Raw genomic sequence first — 19672 nt, 5'->3', positions numbered from 1 at the left:
TATAGGAGCATAACGAAATTTTTTTTATTAAAAGCTAGAACGTTATTTGCCAATTGTTATTACATGTTGCATGAATGGATGGATGTTTTAAAATATAATCGGCAATAAGCTCCGTCATATCAATTTGTATTTCCTTTACAACAGGACGACTTGTTAAAAAGTCAAAATTTCCTGCCCCAGTTGCACGATAACTACTCATAACGACTTCAAATTCTTCATCCATTTTCATAGGTACATTATTAATAGTAAGCTTAGTTACACGCTCACCATTAGGCTTTGAAATATCGAGAATATATTCGATACCCTCCCACATGTCATAATTATAAGGTTGCGCCTTTGGATAAAGAAAAGACTCGGCAACGTTCAGCTCGCCCGCCTCTACAGTAAAATAGGTTGCCGATTGTTCAAGGGCGAGTAAGATGTCAAGACCTGTTAGACGAAGCACTTTTAATGTATTTGCGTAAATATAGTTTGTTACGATATCACGCATCGTTACCTCATGTTTTAAGCCGCCACGCTCATCGTGAAAGATCGCTGTACAAGAAATAGAAGCTCCAGATACTTCCATTTGAATACGATTAATAAATTCGATATATGGATGCTCTTGAACGCGGGCTAGAAATGAATCCTCAATTTGCATATTTCCATGAATGATTCCAATCGCTTCATCTAACCATACATCTGTTTTTTCAAAAGTAGCCGAGATGATGTTGGAAACGGATGTCTTAGATGTAGTATCTTCCGTAACATATATTAGTGATGGTGTATGGGTAATAGAGTGAATATTCTCTTGGTTGTCCATAATAATTTTTAGTTCAATACTAGCTAAACAAGTCCCTTTAGTACCAGGCTGAACTACTGATTTCCCCATGATTGTTGTGCTAATTTCACGATGTTGATGGCCGGAAATGACAATATCCACTTCTTCAATTTCTGTACACATACGATATCCTTGATTTTCCCCGTCCTCTGTTTCGAGTAATTCTCCAGTTTCAAGGCTTCGCTCAAATCCTCCGTGGTAGCAAAGAATAAGGACATCAATTTGTTCATTTGCACGTATCCATTTAGCCCAATAGCTTGCACTCGAAAAAGCATCTTCAAAACGAAGCCCATGAATATGCTTTGGCTCCTCCCATTTTGTTACAAAATGTGTCGTCACACCTAATATAGCTATGCGAATATCTTCTATTTCTTTGATGATATAGGGCTTCGTAAAATGCTTGCCATCATCCGTTAAAATGTTAGCGCCAAGCCATAGGAATTGGGACTGACTTATAACAGATTGTAACGCAGGAAGCCCGTAATTAAATTCGTGATTGCCAAATACCATCGCATCATATTGAAGATTATTGGCAACTTGTATTAATGGATTAGGCTTCTGAGCTTGAAATTTTTGATGATAAAAGGTCATCGGACTTCCTTGAATAAAATCTCCGTTATCAATTAAAATTGTTGGCCCTTCAAGTCGTTTTTCCTGGATGATTGTTGCTAGTTTGGCTAAACCAAGTGCTTCATTTCGGTCGTTCCGGAAAGTGGTTGGCATAATATATCCATGAATATCACTAGTAGCAAGTATTTGTATCGTTTTTTCATTCATAAGAGGTCCTCCGTTAGTTAGTATATCCATAGTATATAAAGTTATTTTTGATAATTTAACGAGTTTACGATATCAAAATATTGTTTTACAAAATAGAAACATATATTTACCAGTTATTAACACCAGGAAAATATTTACTGTTTATACTGAGGAAGCATTTCAAAAATGAGGAGGAAAACAACTTGAAGAAATTACTATTTTTTGGTCTAACATTCATGCTTTCAATGCTCTTAATGGCATGTGGAAATGAGGCTTCCAAAACATCTAAAGATGATACAGCTGTTGAAGTGTCCTCAGAAGCAAGTGGCAATGAATCTATAAAAAAATTAACGATTGGCTTCGTGCCCTCACGTGATCCTAATGAAATTATAACGGCGACGGAGCCTTTAAAAGGTTTACTGAAGGACGAGCTTGCAAGTTTAGGCTTTGATGTAGGCGAAATCGATATTACAGTAGGTACAAACTTTGAAGCAGTTGGCGAAGCATTATCTGCAGGCACAACCGATATTGGTCTAATTCCAGGGGGGACATATGTCCTTTATGATGATGGTGCCGAAGTAATTTTAACGGCTACACGCGCAGGTTTAAATAATGATTCAGATAATCCAGTCGATTGGAATAAAAACAAGCCGACAGCACCAACAACAACACAAACGACATCTTATCGAGCGATTTTAGTTGCGGGGCCATCGGAAAAAGGAAAAGCATTAGCGGCGAAAGTAAATAACGGAGAGGAATTAACTTTCGAGGATTTAAATAATGTCACTTGGAATGTTATGTCTTCCTCCTCACCAGCAGGTTATATTTACCCAATATTATGGTTACATGAGAAATTTAATAAAACAATTCCAGATTTAGCACAGGTTGTCCAGGCTGATTCCTACGGTAATGCCTTTGCACGATTAGCTGCTGGCCAAACGGATGTATTGGTTACGTATGCAGATGCACGTAGAGATTATGAGGAGAGCTGGCAAGGTGAATTTAATCGCTCTGCTTCTATTTGGGAGGAAACAGATTTAATCGGTGTTATGCCAGCGATTTATAACGACACAATAAGCGTAAGTAAGAATTCAAAGGTTATGAATGACGATTTAAAAAAGGCTATCCAACAAGCATTTATTAATATTGGCAACTCTGAAAAGGGTAAGGAAGTTATTGCTATCTATAGCCATGAAGGCTATCAACCGGCAAAGGATAGTGATTATGACAATGAACGTAAGGCACAGGAGCTAGTGCAAAATCTTGGTTCTAAGTAAATAAAACGTACTAAAAGTTGGTCATGTAAAGAGGTTAGTAAAGAATCTGCGAGGCTTGCGGCTTATCCGCAGAAAGCTTGCAGATTCTTGTTTTTTATACAGACTCATTTTCAGAAATGGAGCGGTTCAATGATTGAGTTTAAAGAGGTAGAGAAACGATATCCGAATGGATTTCTTGCATTAAATCATATTAACCTACAAATTGAGCAAGGCGAGTTTGTTGCCATCATAGGCTTGTCAGGTGCAGGGAAATCAACCTTACTGCGCTGCATTAATAAAATGCATGATATTACAGAAGGATCATTACATGTAAATTCAGTTGACGTACACCAGTTAAAGGGAAAGGGAATAAGATATCTACGCCGTAATATTGGCATGATTTTTCAATCATTTAACCTTGTAACACGTGTCTCTGTATTGAAAAATGTCCTCGTTTCTTTTGTGCCCAATATGCCGTTTTGGAGAAAAATGCTCGGCATCTTTACGAAAGAAGAGAAGCTTAAAGCATTAATGGCACTCGATCAGGTAGGCATTTTAGATAAAGCATATGTACGTGTAGATCAGTTATCTGGTGGTCAACAACAGCGTGTAGCTTTAGCGCGTACCCTTGCGCAAAATCCACAAATTATTTTAGCGGATGAGCCTGTTGCTTCACTTGATCCCGTAACTGCGAAGCAAGTCATGGACGATTTTAAACGTATAAATCGGGAATTAAATATGACGATCATTATCAATATCCATCACGTCGATTTAGCATTGACTTATGCAACACGAGTTATTGGTGTAAGAAGCGGTGAAATTGTTTTTGATGGGCGAGCAAACGAGGTAGATGAGGAAATTCTCTCGTACATCTATAACAATGCGAATGAAGGGAATGGGGCGACTAATCATGCAATGGAATCTGCTATCCCAGAAAAAAATAGTATTGCCTAATGGTAAAGAAGTGCAGGAGAAACGCTCGATAATGCCAATGATATGGATTATCCTGCTTCTATTGGCTTTCCTTTCATTTCGCATAACGGGCTTTAGCCTAGAGGTTATCATCCGTCGAATCAGTCAGTTTTTTGTCATCGTACAACAAATGATTCCTCCAAATTGGACATATTTATCGAAGCTTTGGCAGCCGTTATTCGATACGATTAAAATGTCATTGTTCGGTTCAATACTAGGTGCTATTTGTGCCTTACCAATTGCAATGCTTGCTGCGACAAATATTACAAAAAATAAATGGATCGCGATGTCGAGCAAAATTATTTTAAGCTTGCTTCGGACATTGCCTACTTTGATTGTCGCACTTATAGCAACATTTATATTTGGGTTAGGTACGATGGCTGGCACGGTTGCTATTTTTTTATTTACGATTGCGTATGTAGGGAAGTTGTTATATGAGCAAATTGAAAATGTCGATATGGGGGCATATGAGGCAATGCATTCGATGGGACTAACAACGATTCAAGCATTTCGTTATGCGATTATGCCACAGATTCTTCCTAATTACTTATCGACATCTTTATTTTGCTTTGAAGGAAATGTTCGTTATGCGTCTATTCTAGGTTATGTAGGTGCTGGTGGGATTGGTTTGCTTCTTAACGAAAGTCTTGGTTGGAGAAGCTATGCGAATGTGGGCATGATTTTACTAATGCTTGTTTGTACTGTATTTATCATTGAATCTTCTAGCGAATATCTTCGCAAGAAATTAAAATAGGGGTGATGCTATGAATGCTATAGAAAAGCAATTGCAATTACAACCAAATAGACGCATGTCATACATCATAACAATCTTCATTTTAAGTATGTTATTTGTGTGGTCTGTGTCAACGATCCATTTCGAAAATGTATCGTTGAATGGTACGAAGATTGCTAAAAATATATTCGTAGGGTTGCTGAATCCTGATTGGTCATTAATCTTTAATGTTACTACAGGTGGTATCCCTTATTTATTAATTGAAACAATGGCAATTGCCTTTCTTGGTACGATTTTAGGTGCGTTGTTGGCAATACCTTTAGCCTTTTTATCGGCTTCAAACATTGTACCAACGCCTATTGCATTTATAGTTCGTTTGCTGTTAATCGTTATTCGCACTATTCCGGCCATTGTTTACGGACTTATGTTCATAAGGGTAACAGGTCCTGGTCCATTTGCTGGTGTACTGACAATGTCGTTGACGTCCATCGGGATGCTATCAAAGCTATATGTAGATGTTATTGAGGATTTAGATAAAAGTGTACTAGAGTCAATGGAGGCTATCGGCTGCACTTTAATGGAGAAAATCCGATTTGGAATATTGCCACAGCTAACGGCTTTATTTTTATCGATTGTGATCTATCGTTTTGATATGAATTTGCGTGATGCAACAGTACTTGGTCTAGTTGGAGCTGGTGGAATAGGAGCGCCACTTATTTTTGCTATGAATGGCTATAAGTGGTCAGAGGTAGGAGCAATTTTATTGGGTCTAATATTGCTTATTTTAGTCGTAGAGTATGTTTCAAACCGTATACGAACAAAGCTTGTCAGAGGATAAAGTGGTAAAAATCTTTATTATGATAAAAGAGACAATCCTGAATAGTATCGACTATTCGGGATTTTTGAATTATTGTTCAAAAGAAGGATTTTCAATCTTTAAAAGTTTTTTACTTGAAAAAATTGCGTATTCGATTTATTGTCTTTAGAGATACTTGTTTAATGGACTTGGAGGATATGGAATGCACGGAATTTATATACGCTATAATGTCACAGATGAAACCCCAGTAGCACAATGGCCCAAAAAAATGGATGCATTTGCGTATGTTCAACGAGGAAAGCCACAACAAGACAATGACAACTTGCTGTCGATGGAAGAGCTAAAAAGCCATGCCATTCGCTATATTAAAAGTTTAAAAGACAATGCAAGTGATCATTTAGTAGAGCAACGCAATGGTGAAATTGAGCACTTTGATCGACGCTATATGGAATCTTTAAAGCTAAAGGAAAGCATCGATTCACAGCTTATTAATCTAGAAGAAATTCGTTTACTTTTACAGTTAATGAATGTATTGAATTTATCGCATGGTTTCGGAGAAAATGCTGGCAAGCTACTACGTCAAATTACCCCATATGCAAAAGAGGTAGAGCACCCAACATTCCAAACAACTCGTGTTGAGCGACACTTTTATTCTGAACTAATTGAACAAATTGAAGTAGTATATGCACGAATTATGCGTCAACACAACCCATCAACAACTGAAATGCAGCAATCAGAAAAAATATGGACAGCAGTTTGTGAGCAAGCCATTGAAAAGGTAGAATCGCGCATTGAACGCTTGTCTTCTATCAAATTAAAGCATGAGAAAAATTTGCTAGAGTTTAGTCAATTAAAACAGCAAAATATGGATGCAAAGGAACGCCTAGATATTGCTGTCAATGATCTTGATGTAATTTTAAATGTACTAGAATCTTAAAGGCTATGTTAAAGCCTATATAATGCGCTTTGAGTGGGGTTTAGCTATGAGCTAGCCCCACTTTTAGCCCCATTTCCAATAGCGCGGTCAAATATGTCGATAATTTTATCTTCCATTTCTCTCAATACATGCCCGTATGTTGTATGGATTATTTCGGGGGTATTCCCTAATCGTTCGGCAATGGCTTTCACAGGAATATCATTATTCATCAAAATTGTAGCGTGTGTGTGCCGTAAACCGTGTATAGTGGTAGCTGGCAACCCAACTGCAGCTACAATACGATTAAAAGTGGCATTTAATCCTGTAGAAGCAAAAGGTTCGATAGTATTAGGTGATATAAAAATAAAGGAATCATCTTTCGTAATATCGTCATGTAATTTCCGACCATGCGACAGCAACAGCGCTTTAACAGCTGTTCGATAACTCTTCAACTGCAGCAAAACAACTTCATCTATTTTTATGGTACGCTCACTATTCTTTGTTTTCGTGGAGTCTACACCATTACTACCTCTATGACGCTCAATGGTAATCGTTTGATTGGTAAAGTCGATATTCTGCCATTGAAGCCCCAATGCCTCACCTTTACGCATACCAGTATAAGCAATCGTTAAAAATAAACTGTAATAGGCAATATCTTCGTGTTGTTTGATATGATTTAGTAATAAACTTAACTGCTCAGGTGTAAGATAATTTTTATCTGCTTCTTTTCCTCTTAGAGAAGGCAAGACAGTTCCATGAAATTTATTCCGTGTTAAGATTTCTTCTTCTACCGCTGCATTGATAGCAATTTTAAATAAATCGTGAAGTAATCTGACCGTACTAGGTTTATATTTCTTTTCTAATTCATTAATGTAATGTTTTTGATAGATCGCTTTTGTTAGTTGTTGTAGTTTAAAATGACCGATTAATGGCTTCATTTGTAAACGAATAGCCATTTCGCGTTGTTTCTGTGAAGCAATTTTCCATTTTTTTAGATTGGTTTCATACCACATATCTAGCCATTGTCCGACAGTTAGGTTATCATTTTCTATATGTTTAGTTTCACCTCGCAGCGTTGAAGCCTTCAATTCCAGTAGGGCTTTCAATGCTGCTTTTTCTGTTTTAAAGCCACTTTTCTTCTTCTCTTTTCGTTTTCCGGTAGCATCATAATACTTATGTCGAAACATCCACAATTTTTCTTTATTTGCATTGAAATAGTGATATATTTCAGGTTCTTTTGCTGATTTATATAATTTCACCTTGTCCATTCCTTTCATGCTTGGGCGAAGCGTGTGTACAGGAATAGGTAGGTGATTTGAAAAGGTTTAGTGATTATTCACATTCTTTTCTAAATTTCTGATTTCATCTTTTGCATTCTCGATTATAAAAGTTATTTTTTCATATAACTCATAGTTTAAACCTTCTTTAATATTGTCGTCTTTCAGATAATAAAAGTAGTTTACAGGAAGATCTTCAACCCTAAAATAGTCTGTGATTTGGTTTTTGTAAAGAGAATTCAATGCATCATAAGCAAAATTAATTGCATTCTCATTAGAGTAAGGTTTGTACTTGTGTTCTAATTGCGTTTTATCTAGATATACTTCTAACAATTCCTTTGTATAACTTTTAATTCCAATATCAGTTAAACCATCAAAGTTATAATGTTTTACTAAATACTCTACAGTTTGTTTTTTAAACGTAGGATCATATAACAACTTATACTTTTGTGACTGATGTTCTCTTATTTCTAGCGTCATTATTTCATCTGTATATAATGTGACCTTTTCTTTTAACTCCTCATTTAGTCTGTTTAATACCTCCCTGGTCATATCCTCATAGCCAGCTTTAATCAAAAGTTCACCTAATGGTATCTCTAATTCGGAACTAATTTTTTTTAGCACTTCAGGAGATGGGTTTTTCTTTCGATTATTTTCTAAATGAGAAATATAGCCTTGAGATAAATCAACAATTTCCGCTAATTGCGTTGTTGTTAATCCCTTCTTTTGTCTAGCTATTCTTATCAATTCGCCTAATTGTGTCAACATTTCACATCCTAAAAATTCATCTATATATTCACAAAAATAATACCAATAGAATTAAAAACTTGCAAATTATTTAATAATGGTTTAAATTAATTCTATCGGTATTAATACTGACAGGCATATTCAGGAGGTGTTAATTTTATGGAAAAAGTGACTTTATCAGTAAATGAAGTTGCTGAATTAATCGGTGTAAGTGCAGCAACTATTTATACGATGGTTCGATTGAATGAAATTCCCTGTAAAAAAATTCGTGGTCGTATCATTTTCCATCGTGAAACTATTGATAAATGGCTAGCAATACCAACTGTAAAATAAGGGGGCTATGAGATGTTACCAGCAAATATCGAATTGCAATTGGACAAACAAGCCATTCGGCAATACATAGAGAAACGGCTTGATGAGGAAATAAGAGAACTATTGTGGTGGATTGATTTAAACAAAATGGCAGAACTAACGAACATGTCACCAAGATTTTTAGAAAGTGAACTTGTATGTGATGTACGTATGCGAGCCATTGAGGTTAAGAAAAATCGTAAACGCTGGTGGCCAGCGAGACAGGCTTTTGAAGTAATAAGTGAAATTACAAGTGAATGGTAATTAAAAATATGCTTGGGCGAAGCGTGTGTACAGGATTGAGTGTCAGATTGACACATATAAAATTCAAGGTGGGGAAATAGATGAATGAAGAATATTTAATTGGACGTATAACTGTGCATTTTGGCATTGATATTGTTTCCTTATTGCACAAAGTAAATGGCCGTTTTTCGTACATGGATTTAGTGGAAGGTGATCATATCGAAGTAAAAGAGGATGACCAATACAAAGCTATTACTATTAAAGATATATTAGATACACTTGTTGAACACGATTCAAGTCAGGTATGGAATCGTGGTTCATCAGTTTATGAAGGTGCTCAAGTAAGGGTGAAGCTAGACCCTCAAGGAAACAAACTAGCAGTTTTAACGGAAAAAAGCCTAAAAATAAGTAAAGTAATGTTTGCCCTTAAACAAGGGTTCATAACTCATGAGCAAGCTACACAAGCATTTTTGCAGCTTGAATTAGAAAATGAAGAATAAAAGAGCAGCTGCACAGTTTAAGCAACATAGGCATTGACAAGGTGGTGGTGACGATGTCTGATAATTTCTTTTTTCCAGTTTTCACGGGTCTACTCGAGCCAGAACATGTCGAAAAAATTGGTTCGGCTTTATGGGAGTTTTTGTGGTTAATATCTAAAGTTACAAAAGAAGTCGTCGAAAATGATGAAACTATCGGCATTGTTCTTGGTGGTAGGCCTGTTAAAAATATTGAAATGTCCGAATCGTTAGGTTACAGTCTGGCGAAAGTTGAAAGAAATATTTCAACTTTAAAAAAACACGGATATATAACCACAAAGCGAACCCCCTATGGAAATATTTTTAAAGTGAAAAACTCAAAGAAATTCTATAAAAATAGAACCCTCAAAAATGACGGTTCTGAAAGTAGAGAACCCTCAGATTTGGAGAGAGAACCCTCAAATTTGGTGGAGAGAACCCTCAGATTTGAGGGATGTAATAAAGATATAAAAGATATAAAAGATATAAATACTACTCGTCAAAAAAAATATGACGAGGATAACACCTATTTCAAAATGGCAATGTACTTTCATGAGAAAGTTTCAGCAGTTGCAAATGAAGCTGGAATATCTCATTTGATTAAAAAGTCCAATATGCAAACCTGGGCTGATGATATGCGTAAATTAATCGAGCTTGATGGAGTAGATAAACATCTAGCGAAGCAAGTAATGGATTGGGTAACACAAGATTCATTTTGGAAAACAAATGTACTATCATCCAAAAAGCTTCGTGAGAGATTTATGGAGCTAGCTATCAAAATGAATGCAGATAAAAAACCTTCTCAACCAAAACAAAAACCGCAATATGATCCTAGAGATAAAGAAATAGAGTTCCAACGCTGGATACAAGACGGGAGTGATCCAAATGATTTTGATTGGAGTGATTGAAATATAGGTTGTCAAAAGTAAGGAGCGAGGATGATACCAATGGAACTATTAAAACACTTAACTAGAGTAGAGAAAGTGAAAATTCGTAAAGCTGTTGTAGAGGAATTGGCACGATATCGAATTTCTAAAATTACTGATCCAGATAATGATAATGTTGCCTTTCACCAAATGATTGAACGAGCTATTGAGAGATTACCGACACCAGAACGCTTTCTAATTGAAGCAAGGTATTTGTCAGCTAATAGTGAATACTTGACAGATTATCACGTCTACAATTTAAAGTTTGATCCACCAATAAGTGCAATGACATATACAAAGATTAGAGATGCAGCCATGATAAAGATTTCATTGTATTTAAATCTTGATACAGGTGTGAAAATTGAGTATTTAATTCAAACAAACTATCCGGTTAGGTTTAGTTGAAAGGAGGATGTGCTGCATGAATCAAACCACAATTTCAGAAGACTTCGGTGAACAATTAGCACTTATTACAGCTGACACACCTTATGAAATTGAAAGTGATTCAGATACTTTTGTTTCAGAACTAGAACAAAAAGTAAGGAAGTATATGTATTCATTGTGGATGGATGCCCAGGCCAACAAACTAGCAAACTATTTGGAGAAAAGACAAGCAGCACACTTTGCTCAGCTGTACGAATTTAGTTATGGCGTGTCTATTTATGATAATGAACAATCTATTTCGAGTAGGTCGGATATTCTAGCATTTATGATTATTGACGAGAAGGCATCTTACAAGAAACGGCTAGAACGTATTAGGCTTCAATACAAGCGATTCAAGGAGATATGCGAACTAATTAGTGTGGAAGATAAAGAACTGTTTATACGCTATTTTGAGCAGTCTCAGAAGGTAGACTATGAGACTTTAAGGAATGCTGTCATAAACAATCTAACATTAATTGGTGAACGTTATTGGCGTGATGAAAAAATGAAAGAGCAGCACACGCGTAATTCTCTTAATACTTAAAAGATAATGAGGTGACTTTATGAAAGAACTACGATGCACAAAATGCGGAAAGTTATTATTAAAAGCTTCGAGTGAATATGAAGCTGGTGCTACACTTACCCAGTGTGTTTTAGAAGTACAATGCACACGATGTAAAGCAATCAATCGTTACAAGTTAAATAATAATAGAGACTCATGAAGTCCAGTAACTGCACAGCGATGTGTATGTTATTGGGCTTTTCTTTATTAGGGGGTGTGGTTTTTGATTTCAATCCGGAGTCCAGCCAGTTTGCGTAGGTTCTTATAGGACTCTTGTTGCATGCGGGGCTTGCGAGCCCCAAAAGTCATCTATTTTTATTCCAAAAATTTTACTTTCGCTTTCGCTTGTGGGAGTTGAAAGTTACAACTTTGAAAAAAATCCTTCATCTTATGTTTTGGAAAATGAAGCAAGGATATAAGCCTGAAAGCGAAAGTGAGGTGTGTATACAAAACGAAAGTAAAGAAAGGATTTGAGAACAAATGAATATTAATATACGTGGTCCAATAATTTCAGATAGCGAGCAACAGATTTACGATTATTTCAATATACCTGCGACTAGTCCAGGTAATATCAACAAACAATTAGATTCTGCTAAAAAAACAAAGTCTACGAAAGTGAACGTTTTAATAAACAGTGGAGGTGGCTCTGTTTTTAGTGCCTCTGAAATATATACAGCACTAAAATCATTTTCTGGAGAAGTAACCGTTCAAATTGTGGGTTTAGCTGCATCAGCAGCAAGTGTAATTGCCATGGCCGGTAGCCGCGTTGAAATGTCTCCTACAGCTCAATTAATGATTCATAACGCAAGCGTTTCTGCACAGGGCGATTATCGCACAATGAATCATAGAAGTGAATTTCTTCAAAACATTAACAAGTCTATTGTGAATGCTTATACTGCCAAAACTGGTTTGAGTGAAACAAAACTAAAGGACATGATGGATAAAGAAACCTGGATGAACGCACAGAAAGCTAAAGAGTTAGGTTTTATCGATACAATCATGTTTGAACAGGAAGTAGCCGCTGTTGCGAGTTTTGATATTCCATTGTTAACAAATGGCGCTTTGCCACAGGCTGTAATTGATAAGATGCGTCAGGAGTTAGCGCAAAAGAGTAATCAGGTAGGAACAAATAGCAGTGCCATTCCGCCACAAAATAGAGATTTGCAATTATTGAAAGCGCATGAAAAGCAGCTAGAAAGTACCGCAATATTTAAACGTGGTAATTCTTCACCTTCGTTTACAAAAGAGGAGGGAGAGTATGCAATCAACGTTGTTAAAGCGATGAAAAATTTGAATGCAAGAGGGATCGATACTAATAATCTTTCTACAGATGAAGTTTTAGAAGTACAAGGACTTATTGAAGCATTTGTAACTCAAAGTTAACTGAGATGTATCATAAAAAATTATTTCTTTAAAAAGAAAGGTGATTATTCATGTCTAAAAAAACAGAAGCAATAGAGGTTGTAAAAAGCACATTAAACAATTTTTTTGATGGAACTATGAACACAATAACTGCAGAAAAACAGCGTTATAGAAATGCTGAAAATAAAGTTATTAATGAAATTAAAGATTTATTAAAGAATGCGACGGCTGCTACGTTTCATCTTAGAAATAAAGTAGATGATATTAAGGAGAATATTGAAGTATTATCAGAGCAACAGCAATCGTTAGCACAGGATTTAGCTATACAAGAAATTGAGGGAGATCATAAGAGAGCCGCTGATTTAGAAGAGGAGTTAACAAATGTTACTGCAAAGAAAATGGCCATTCAAATGAAACTAGACGTTTTAGCAAAACAAGAAACAGATATCAGTGTGGATGAAAAACAAAAGCTTTTAACATTAGTCAATTCATTTAATAATATTGTGTTCGATTCTACATCAATACAAAATGGATTAGATATGTTGGACAGCTTAATTCAACAGTTAACGTCTTACAAAGAAAAAGTCTCACATGAAATGTACATGAACACACAACAACCAGACTTAGAATCCATACTAAAACGTGTGAATACAGATACACAGCTGGTAAATGCCATCGTTACTTATGAAGCTCGTCAATATATTAGAGAGGCTAAACAACGTAATCTTAACAATCATTCAGAAACACGATTTGTAGCAATGTGGTTAAATGATGAACAGAGCGGTACATTCACAGAATTCTGTCGGAAATATCATAACATAGTATCAAATCTAAGTAATGAATTAATTTATTATGTAAATCGAGATCTACGACACAATGGTGATCAATATAAAAAAGACAATGTGTTAACAGCATATGAATTAAAATGGTTCAAATCGGAAGAGGTTGAGAGATTAGTAAAAATGGGTGTCCTTAGCTTACAAGAATAGTAAGAAGTATATTGCTCTCTATTAGAAATAAGCTATAACTCTATTTTGTTTGACAGGGCCACTCTTTATGAGTGGTCTTTTCACTGGTGGAAGGCAGTGAAAAATAGACCGTTTAGAGAGGTCGTACGAGCGTTTTTCTTCTTATAATCTAAACAAGCTGTAGAAGTGCTTTAAAGAGCGAGAAAAGGTGGATTATGAGCTATTATGTGGGGGAGTGAAAAAGCATCATAAATTCATTGAGGCATACTATGATACGGACACAGAAGCTGCAGAGCAACGTTCCCAAAAAATCTCTTATGAAATTGAAGGACCAGCACCAAAAGTTAAGCAAATAACGGTGCAACAACTAGAGAAGAATAAGAAAAGAGCAATGAAGCAATTGAATAAACTGTTTATATAAACACTTACTTCGGTAGGTGTTTTTATTTTCAAGGATTAATTACATATATTTATCTTTTAGTTTAGAATAAAGTTAATAGAAAATGTTACCACGATTCTAATGTAAAGAGGTATGTAATTATGACGATTGACATAGCAAAACACTTAACTGTACCAGAAATAAGTGAATGGGAAAGTAATATTGGAGAATTAAAAGATGTTTTTGATAGTTTATTTTTTGAACAAGAAAATCATATTAGTTTCAACATACTAAAAAAAGATGCCGACCGAGAAATTGAAATTAACTTTTTAAAAGATGAGTTTAATAATCGTGTAATAGATTTAATATCCAATTATGTTTTAGTTAAACATTTTTATAACAAAGGTATTCCTGATGATGAATGGTATAGAAAAGAGAAAGGCAAAGTAATATATTATCCTAATTTTCAACCTGAACACTTTGGTTATCAATATTGGTATAATTTCTATATTGAAAGTTTGTATTCAAGGTTCATTGCTTTAATAGATTCTCTTTTTCACATTGTTAACATTAAATATAAAATTGACGAAGAAACAAAACCTGGTTTTAGAGGAAAAGTAATAAAAATATTACTTCAACTTGAAGAATATGATGTATATAAAATTTTGAATGACATTAATAATAAAAAAATTATAAAAAAATTAAATACTATTCGCAATAATTTTATTCACAACCAAAAGCCAAATGAAATTAGTTCAGGAGTAAAAAGGTTTAAGGAAGGTAATATAAAAACAAAAGTCGGGTTAGGGGATTATACAACATCTACAGAATTGTTAAACATATTTCAAGATTCTATAAAATATTTAAAAACTGAATTCGAGAGGTTTAAATTAATTACTAAGATATAAAATGTTAGTTTTTGTTTAAAAGCTACTTCTAAATAGATGTGACTTTTTATTATGCTAAAGCAAAATAATCATTATGTATTTCTTTATTTAAAGTATGACAACACTTGTTTGAAGTGCCGTCATCTTCTTAATTATTTAATTTATAAGAAGAGGATTTTTACCAAAAGCAAAAGAATTATTAGCTGGTTGAAGGTAGGTTTTATTATAAATATAAATTTCATTTTACTCACCTCCTTTTTATTTAGTAAAAAATATTCTGTGCGAAAACGGTGAAGTATATTCCAACTTGGTTTTGGATAGAGGTAATCGATTTTCTGGAACTATGATAAGTAGCGAATATGAAGGATTAAAAATTAAATTTTCCAATGATAAACAGTAAATGACCAGGCGCTCGTTAAATTGAGTACCTGGTCATTTTGTGACTATTCACCTTGTAATTCCTTTTCTCGAGCTGCCATTAGCTGCTTTAATTCAGCTAGATCAACTAGATCACAATATTTATTAATGTAAGTTTTAGCTGCACTCTTTGCCGACTGCTTACGTGTCTTTTCTCTATTTTTTTCTCGGTACGCTTGAGTAGCACGTTTCTGTGCTTCAGATGTTTTTTGCTCAGTCAACGTTTATCCTCTCCTTTTCATAAAATATACTACGATGTTTAAAATCACTAATATTAAGCAGATTGAGTAAATGACAATCATGGAGTAGTCAAAAAGCTTTGGTTCTTTCCAATTAACCATATCTGTTAATACGTACAAGGCAAATGCCAGTGCAACAACATATCCTATATTTTTCATAATGGGATGAATGTGATAAGATTATAGGGAAGGAGGGGTTAACCTCCTTCTTTCAGTGGTTAGCGACGTTTCTTCTTTGCGGGAGTGCGTCGCTTTTCTTTTTTCTTACTTTTTATATCGCTTATGTTTTTCGCTGAACTTGTAAGTAAGTTTGCGATTGTTGCGATAGCTACTAGGTAAGCTAGAATCTTATCATAATCCACTTTGTTCACCTCCTTTCTATACTCTTATTATATACCTTGGTATATATAAAATCAATGGTTTTTATTCATTTATTTAACTATTTTTACAAAAGTTATAATAAAAAAGCCACTCAGTTTGAGTGACTACATTTTGAGGACTTAATTATAACGAATATCTATTTGCACACCTAATGATAGATTAGAGTTAGTTACAACCTTCTCCTTGTCTTTTTCAAAATCATATTCAATTTCTTTGATTTTCCCACCAACATAATGAGCCGCTATATTAGATATCTCTTTATTCTTTAATATATTTTTAAGTTTTTTTGTACACTTTTTCGGAACATAACCAACATGGATTACATCACCGTTACCGTAATCAATCAATACTTTTATAGCATTTTCGTCATATTCGTTAGTTGGTTCTGGGATGAATTGTATTTCATCATTGGCAAACTCCAAATCTTCAAATTCACGAATTTCAAATACATAATCTAGAATATCTTTATTAGAATATCCGCCATAAAGGTCTATACTATTTTCTTCACAATACAATTTCCCATACCGTGTTAATGATCGCTGTATATCTTTATTTTTATCGTTTTTCATTGTGACACCAGCAACATTAAAGGTAAATAAGGTGTGTTCAACTGACGCTTGATTATGGTTGATTGTAGGTGCAGGCTCTTCAATAGTATTCAACTTTACATTAGATTCATTAGTAGATACGCCTACTTCTAACTTAACAGCTGAATCTTTTCTTTCAGATTCTTGTTTTTCTTCAGGTGTATCGATTGTTTGTTTTCTAGAGAATAATTTTTTAAACCAAGTCATAATAACAACCTCCATTTATATCCCATTTTAGGGAATTAGGAGTAAAAAGTACATAAGAAAAATACAACTCTTCTCATAAATCTGTGGATGACAAAGCCTGTAGAAAGCGTTCTATATCCTTTCTACAATCTATAAGTAGTTGACCTAATCTCGAAAATTGGCTTGTCTCAGGTAATTGATTTTATATGAAAAATTATCTATCTATCTATTTTTTTAATAAGTAGGAATAAAATATGCAAGAATGGTTAATACTAATTTAAGAGTACAATATATTAATAGGCAAAGGAATGATTAAATGGCTTCTAAACCTAAATCGTTACAATATTATAGAATCGTAAATGATGATTCTATAAATAATTATCGATATTTATTGAGTTTTGAATCAAGAAATAATCCTATTTCTGAGAGTGTAAGTATTATTTTAATGAACCCGTCCAAGGCTGGGTTATATAATAATGTTGAGAAGGTTGATAGGACAATTGGTAAAGTACTTTGTTGGTGTAATTCAAATGGATATAATAAAGTAGATATTTTAAACTTATTTCCATATCGGGAACCAGATCCTGAAAACTTAATTGAATTAAATTCCAATATTTTATTGGGTGATTATCAGAAATGTAACCAAATAATTAAAGATACATGTGATACTGTAGATAAAATTATAATCGCATGGGGAAATTGTGAAGGTATTGTTCCTAGTATAGTAAAAGAGAGAGTGGAATACATTTTTAGTATTATAGACATTAACAAAGTTTATCATGTAGGTGAAAAAACAGAAACTGGTAATCCTCGACATGGACGTATGTGGAATGGAAATCCAACTTTGAATAAATGGTAAAAACTAATAGTATAAAAATAATCAAAACCACTCCGTGATGAATTGAATAAATGGTCTTTTCAAAACACTTACTTCGGTAGGTGTTTTGATTTTTTGTCAGATTTGTATTATTGGAATGTAATTTCAAACAAACTATGATTAATAAAGAAAGGAGGGATAGAATGAAATACACTGTAGAAAATGCACAAAAAGATATAAATATTTTAAAGGAAGCAATTCGGAAAATAGAAGATTTTGTAAAATCTGCTGAATCATATCCTGAAAATACTCCAGAGCAAAAAGCAATAAAATACTACTCACACTGTGGAAGAGTTGTTGAAGTTGCAAATAGATTAAACGAAGAAGGGTATCGTATAGGAAATAGAAAGTGGACTTCGAATGATGTTTCAGATATTATTGACCAACCTTCCAAGGACGATTTCTTAAAAATACTTAGAAAGAATCATACAGAACGTGAAAGATTTCAAAAAGTAGTATGGAAATAAATTATTAGTCACATCTAATAAGGTGTGGCTTCTATTTCTTTATCAATAATTAAAGTAAGTATAAAATTGGAGAACTGTTATGAAAAGAAGAGCTATGATATTTAAAAACATACGTATTCAGAAAATGGCGGAATTTTTAATACTGTTAGGACTATCTATTGTTTTTGCTTTAGTATCAGCAAAATTGTGGATTGAAAATAATAGAATTATCTCAGAAATTTTTAATTATTTTAGTGCAGGTGAGATGACGATATTTATAGGTGCTTTAGTGATGCTTATTGAAGGCATTTATATTTACAGTAAACCTGAAATTATTAGCTTTAGTTCATTTAAAATAATACGTTTCTTTTTTCCTTTTGCAATTATTTTTACTATTATATTAGAATTTCATAAATTTATTAATAGTGGTGGACAATTAATTGAGCTAAATAACTATATTTTAGTGTTTTTGTTCACTATCTTTTGGATTCCAATTTTATATGAATTTACAAAATTAATAAGAGCTTTTAAAAATATATTGAAAAATAACGTTCAAGAAAGTAAAGATAGACTTTCAATAATCATAACTATTGTTGGAACTATTATTTCTGCTATAGCATTAATTAAATAGTACATATTTAATTAGTCACACCCAACCTTATGTGGCTTTTTATTATGTATTGTTGCTTAAAGGTAATATGGAAAATTGTTAATGACTTACATAAATCTGTAGATCATAATAGAGTAAAGGAAGGTGATAATATATGGGAAATCCATTAAAACAATTAGCAAGGGATACCGTAATACTAAAAAAACAAAATGGTGAGGTTTACTCTGACATTAAGGCAAATGTACAAAAGAACAAAATATTCATTCATGATAATACCTTACCAATTGAAGAAGGTGATCGTTTAATACGAACACTTTCTAATGGATTAGAAGAGAGTTACATTGTTGTAGATAGGGGGTATTACGAGAAATTTCATTCTATAGATGCCCACTACCAATGTGATGTCCAAAAAGAATCATCTATGCAATATAAAGAATGGGCATCCAACATAACAAATCACTTCTATGGAGCTAACTCAAGAGTAAATATAGGATCTACAGATAATTCTTCAAATATTGTTAACATTAATCAGGAAAATATTTTTGATGAATTAAGAGCAGTTATTAATAAAAATATTTCTTCTGAAAGCGATTTGATGATTCTATTAGGTTTAGTAGATAGCATGGAGGAAACAAAGGGAACACCATCTTTTATTGAAAAATATAAAAGTTTCATGGAATCAGCAGCAAATCATATGTCAGTATTTTCACCATTACTCCCTGCTTTAGCACAAGTACTTGCTTAGCTTGTAGTTAATATTCTTCTTTTTAAAGCTTACTCAATAAGTAGGCTTTTTATTATGCCCTGAGAGGTCTGATACATAGTGAATCAGGACTAGAAGTATATAACTGTGAGGGACTAACTTCCAAAGAAATCTATAGAACTGACAATGGCAAGCACATTAAGAACTGTATTTGTCGGGGCTTATAGTAAGTACCGTTTTAAACTAGCTTAATGAGAGTAAATGTTGTTCAGAATATGAATCACATAAAGAAGTTTTTTTTTTGTGGATGTATATT

At 33.8% G+C, this 19672-nt stretch carries 25 protein-coding genes; 19 read left to right on the top strand and 6 right to left on the bottom strand.

Features of this window, described 5'->3' with window-relative positions:
- Positions 1 to 34: 34 nt before the first annotated feature.
- On the bottom strand, positions 35 to 1597 hold the full coding sequence (locus ACQKMV_RS09525) for a bifunctional metallophosphatase/5'-nucleotidase (protein WP_427503606.1): 1563 nt from the start codon (positions 1595 to 1597) through the stop codon (positions 35 to 37).
- Between the two features lie 182 nt (positions 1598 to 1779).
- Between ACQKMV_RS09525 and ACQKMV_RS09520 the strand changes: the two genes are divergently transcribed.
- The 5 genes from ACQKMV_RS09520 (at position 1780) to ACQKMV_RS09500 (ending at position 6291) form a co-directional block, all read left to right on the top strand.
- Complete coding sequence (locus tag ACQKMV_RS09520; RefSeq protein ID WP_427503605.1) at positions 1780 to 2853, top strand: phosphate/phosphite/phosphonate ABC transporter substrate-binding protein; 1074 nt, start codon at positions 1780 to 1782, stop codon at positions 2851 to 2853.
- Between the two features lie 129 nt (positions 2854 to 2982).
- A complete protein-coding gene (phnC, locus tag ACQKMV_RS09515; RefSeq protein ID WP_427503603.1) occupies positions 2983 to 3786 on the top strand; it encodes a phosphonate ABC transporter ATP-binding protein in 804 nt (267 codons plus the stop codon).
- Positions 3743 to 4558, top strand: coding sequence for a phosphonate ABC transporter, permease protein PhnE (phnE, locus tag ACQKMV_RS09510; RefSeq protein WP_427503601.1), 816 nt, complete (start codon positions 3743 to 3745; stop codon positions 4556 to 4558). Before phnC ends, phnE (ACQKMV_RS09510) begins: the two co-directional genes overlap by 44 nt.
- A gap of 10 nt (positions 4559 to 4568) precedes the next feature.
- On the top strand, positions 4569 to 5375 hold the full coding sequence (gene phnE / locus ACQKMV_RS09505; RefSeq protein ID WP_427503599.1) for a phosphonate ABC transporter, permease protein PhnE: 807 nt from the start codon (positions 4569 to 4571) through the stop codon (positions 5373 to 5375).
- A gap of 181 nt (positions 5376 to 5556) precedes the next feature.
- Positions 5557 to 6291: a hypothetical protein gene (locus tag ACQKMV_RS09500; protein WP_427503598.1), complete on the top strand. Its 735-nt coding sequence runs from the start codon at positions 5557 to 5559 to the stop codon at positions 6289 to 6291.
- 44 nt (positions 6292 to 6335) lie between these two features.
- Here the strand turns inward: ACQKMV_RS09500 and ACQKMV_RS09495 are convergent, their stop codons facing one another.
- Both ACQKMV_RS09495 and ACQKMV_RS09490 read right to left on the bottom strand, forming a co-directional pair.
- Entirely contained in the window at positions 6336 to 7538 is a 1203-nt protein-coding gene (locus tag ACQKMV_RS09495) for a tyrosine-type recombinase/integrase (protein ID WP_427503597.1), read from the bottom strand.
- A gap of 57 nt (positions 7539 to 7595) precedes the next feature.
- Positions 7596 to 8312: a helix-turn-helix domain-containing protein gene (locus ACQKMV_RS09490; protein ID WP_427503596.1), complete on the bottom strand. Its 717-nt coding sequence runs from the start codon at positions 8310 to 8312 to the stop codon at positions 7596 to 7598.
- 141 nt (positions 8313 to 8453) lie between these two features.
- Here ACQKMV_RS09490 and ACQKMV_RS09485 point away from each other — a divergent pair, with 141 nt between their 5' ends.
- The 10 genes from ACQKMV_RS09485 to ACQKMV_RS09440 all read left to right on the top strand — a co-directional run bounded on the left by ACQKMV_RS09485 (position 8454) and on the right by ACQKMV_RS09440 (position 14931).
- On the top strand, positions 8454 to 8627 hold the full coding sequence (locus ACQKMV_RS09485) for a helix-turn-helix domain-containing protein (protein ID WP_427503594.1): 174 nt from the start codon (positions 8454 to 8456) through the stop codon (positions 8625 to 8627).
- Positions 8628 to 8639: 12 nt separating this feature from the next.
- Positions 8640 to 8909 (top strand): hypothetical protein, encoded by a 270-nt coding sequence (locus ACQKMV_RS09480; RefSeq protein WP_427503592.1) that lies wholly within the window; start codon positions 8640 to 8642, stop codon positions 8907 to 8909.
- An 80-nt stretch (positions 8910 to 8989) separates the two neighbouring features.
- Positions 8990 to 9388: a hypothetical protein gene (locus ACQKMV_RS09475; protein WP_427503591.1), complete on the top strand. Its 399-nt coding sequence runs from the start codon at positions 8990 to 8992 to the stop codon at positions 9386 to 9388.
- Between the two features lie 53 nt (positions 9389 to 9441).
- The gene (locus ACQKMV_RS09470; RefSeq protein WP_427503590.1) at positions 9442 to 10311 is read left to right on the top strand and encodes a hypothetical protein; all 870 of its coding nucleotides are present in this window, start codon (positions 9442 to 9444) and stop codon (positions 10309 to 10311) included.
- 39 nt (positions 10312 to 10350) lie between these two features.
- Positions 10351 to 10734 carry a hypothetical protein gene (locus ACQKMV_RS09465; protein WP_427503589.1) on the top strand — a complete coding sequence of 128 codons (384 nt, stop codon included), beginning with the start codon at positions 10351 to 10353 and terminating at the stop codon, positions 10732 to 10734.
- Between the two features lie 16 nt (positions 10735 to 10750).
- Complete coding sequence (locus ACQKMV_RS09460; RefSeq protein WP_427503588.1) at positions 10751 to 11296, top strand: hypothetical protein; 546 nt, start codon at positions 10751 to 10753, stop codon at positions 11294 to 11296.
- Between the two features lie 498 nt (positions 11297 to 11794).
- Positions 11795 to 12697, top strand: a complete 903-nt coding sequence (locus ACQKMV_RS09455) for a head maturation protease, ClpP-related (protein WP_427503586.1) — start codon at positions 11795 to 11797, stop codon at positions 12695 to 12697.
- A gap of 50 nt (positions 12698 to 12747) precedes the next feature.
- A complete protein-coding gene (locus ACQKMV_RS09450) occupies positions 12748 to 13665 on the top strand; it encodes a hypothetical protein (RefSeq protein WP_427503585.1) in 918 nt (305 codons plus the stop codon).
- A 187-nt stretch (positions 13666 to 13852) separates the two neighbouring features.
- Complete coding sequence (locus tag ACQKMV_RS09445; protein ID WP_427503584.1) at positions 13853 to 14065, top strand: hypothetical protein; 213 nt, start codon at positions 13853 to 13855, stop codon at positions 14063 to 14065.
- 119 nt (positions 14066 to 14184) lie between these two features.
- The gene (locus ACQKMV_RS09440) at positions 14185 to 14931 is read left to right on the top strand and encodes a Cthe_2314 family HEPN domain-containing protein (protein ID WP_427503583.1); all 747 of its coding nucleotides are present in this window, start codon (positions 14185 to 14187) and stop codon (positions 14929 to 14931) included.
- A 422-nt stretch (positions 14932 to 15353) separates the two neighbouring features.
- Here the strand turns inward: ACQKMV_RS09440 and ACQKMV_RS09435 are convergent, their stop codons facing one another.
- The 3 genes from ACQKMV_RS09435 to ACQKMV_RS09425 all read right to left on the bottom strand — a co-directional run bounded on the left by ACQKMV_RS09435 (position 15354) and on the right by ACQKMV_RS09425 (position 16741).
- Positions 15354 to 15548, bottom strand: a complete 195-nt coding sequence (locus tag ACQKMV_RS09435; protein ID WP_427503581.1) for a hypothetical protein — start codon at positions 15546 to 15548, stop codon at positions 15354 to 15356.
- Between the two features lie 236 nt (positions 15549 to 15784).
- Complete coding sequence (locus ACQKMV_RS09430; RefSeq protein ID WP_427503580.1) at positions 15785 to 15928, bottom strand: hypothetical protein; 144 nt, start codon at positions 15926 to 15928, stop codon at positions 15785 to 15787.
- Positions 15929 to 16066: 138 nt separating this feature from the next.
- Positions 16067 to 16741, bottom strand: a complete 675-nt coding sequence (locus ACQKMV_RS09425) for an HIRAN domain-containing protein (RefSeq protein ID WP_427503579.1) — start codon at positions 16739 to 16741, stop codon at positions 16067 to 16069.
- A gap of 295 nt (positions 16742 to 17036) precedes the next feature.
- On the opposite strand from ACQKMV_RS09425, the gene ACQKMV_RS09420 reads away from it, so the two are divergent.
- The 4 genes from ACQKMV_RS09420 to ACQKMV_RS09405 all read left to right on the top strand — a co-directional run bounded on the left by ACQKMV_RS09420 (position 17037) and on the right by ACQKMV_RS09405 (position 19398).
- Positions 17037 to 17579 (top strand): DUF1643 domain-containing protein, encoded by a 543-nt coding sequence (locus tag ACQKMV_RS09420; protein ID WP_427503578.1) that lies wholly within the window; start codon positions 17037 to 17039, stop codon positions 17577 to 17579.
- 161 nt (positions 17580 to 17740) lie between these two features.
- Complete coding sequence (locus ACQKMV_RS09415) at positions 17741 to 18064, top strand: hypothetical protein (RefSeq protein ID WP_427503577.1); 324 nt, start codon at positions 17741 to 17743, stop codon at positions 18062 to 18064.
- A gap of 79 nt (positions 18065 to 18143) precedes the next feature.
- Positions 18144 to 18674, top strand: coding sequence for a hypothetical protein (locus ACQKMV_RS09410; RefSeq protein ID WP_427503576.1), 531 nt, complete (start codon positions 18144 to 18146; stop codon positions 18672 to 18674).
- A 133-nt stretch (positions 18675 to 18807) separates the two neighbouring features.
- Positions 18808 to 19398: a hypothetical protein gene (locus ACQKMV_RS09405; protein ID WP_427503574.1), complete on the top strand. Its 591-nt coding sequence runs from the start codon at positions 18808 to 18810 to the stop codon at positions 19396 to 19398.
- Positions 19399 to 19672: the final 274 nt, after the last annotated feature.

Origin of the sequence: Lysinibacillus sp. NPDC094403 (assembly GCF_050278745.1) — a bacterium.
Taxonomy (GTDB): Bacteria; Bacillota; Bacilli; order Bacillales_A; family Planococcaceae; genus Lysinibacillus.
Note: the sequence above shows the minus strand (reverse complement) of the source record. Positions and strands in the feature narration are given on the sequence as shown.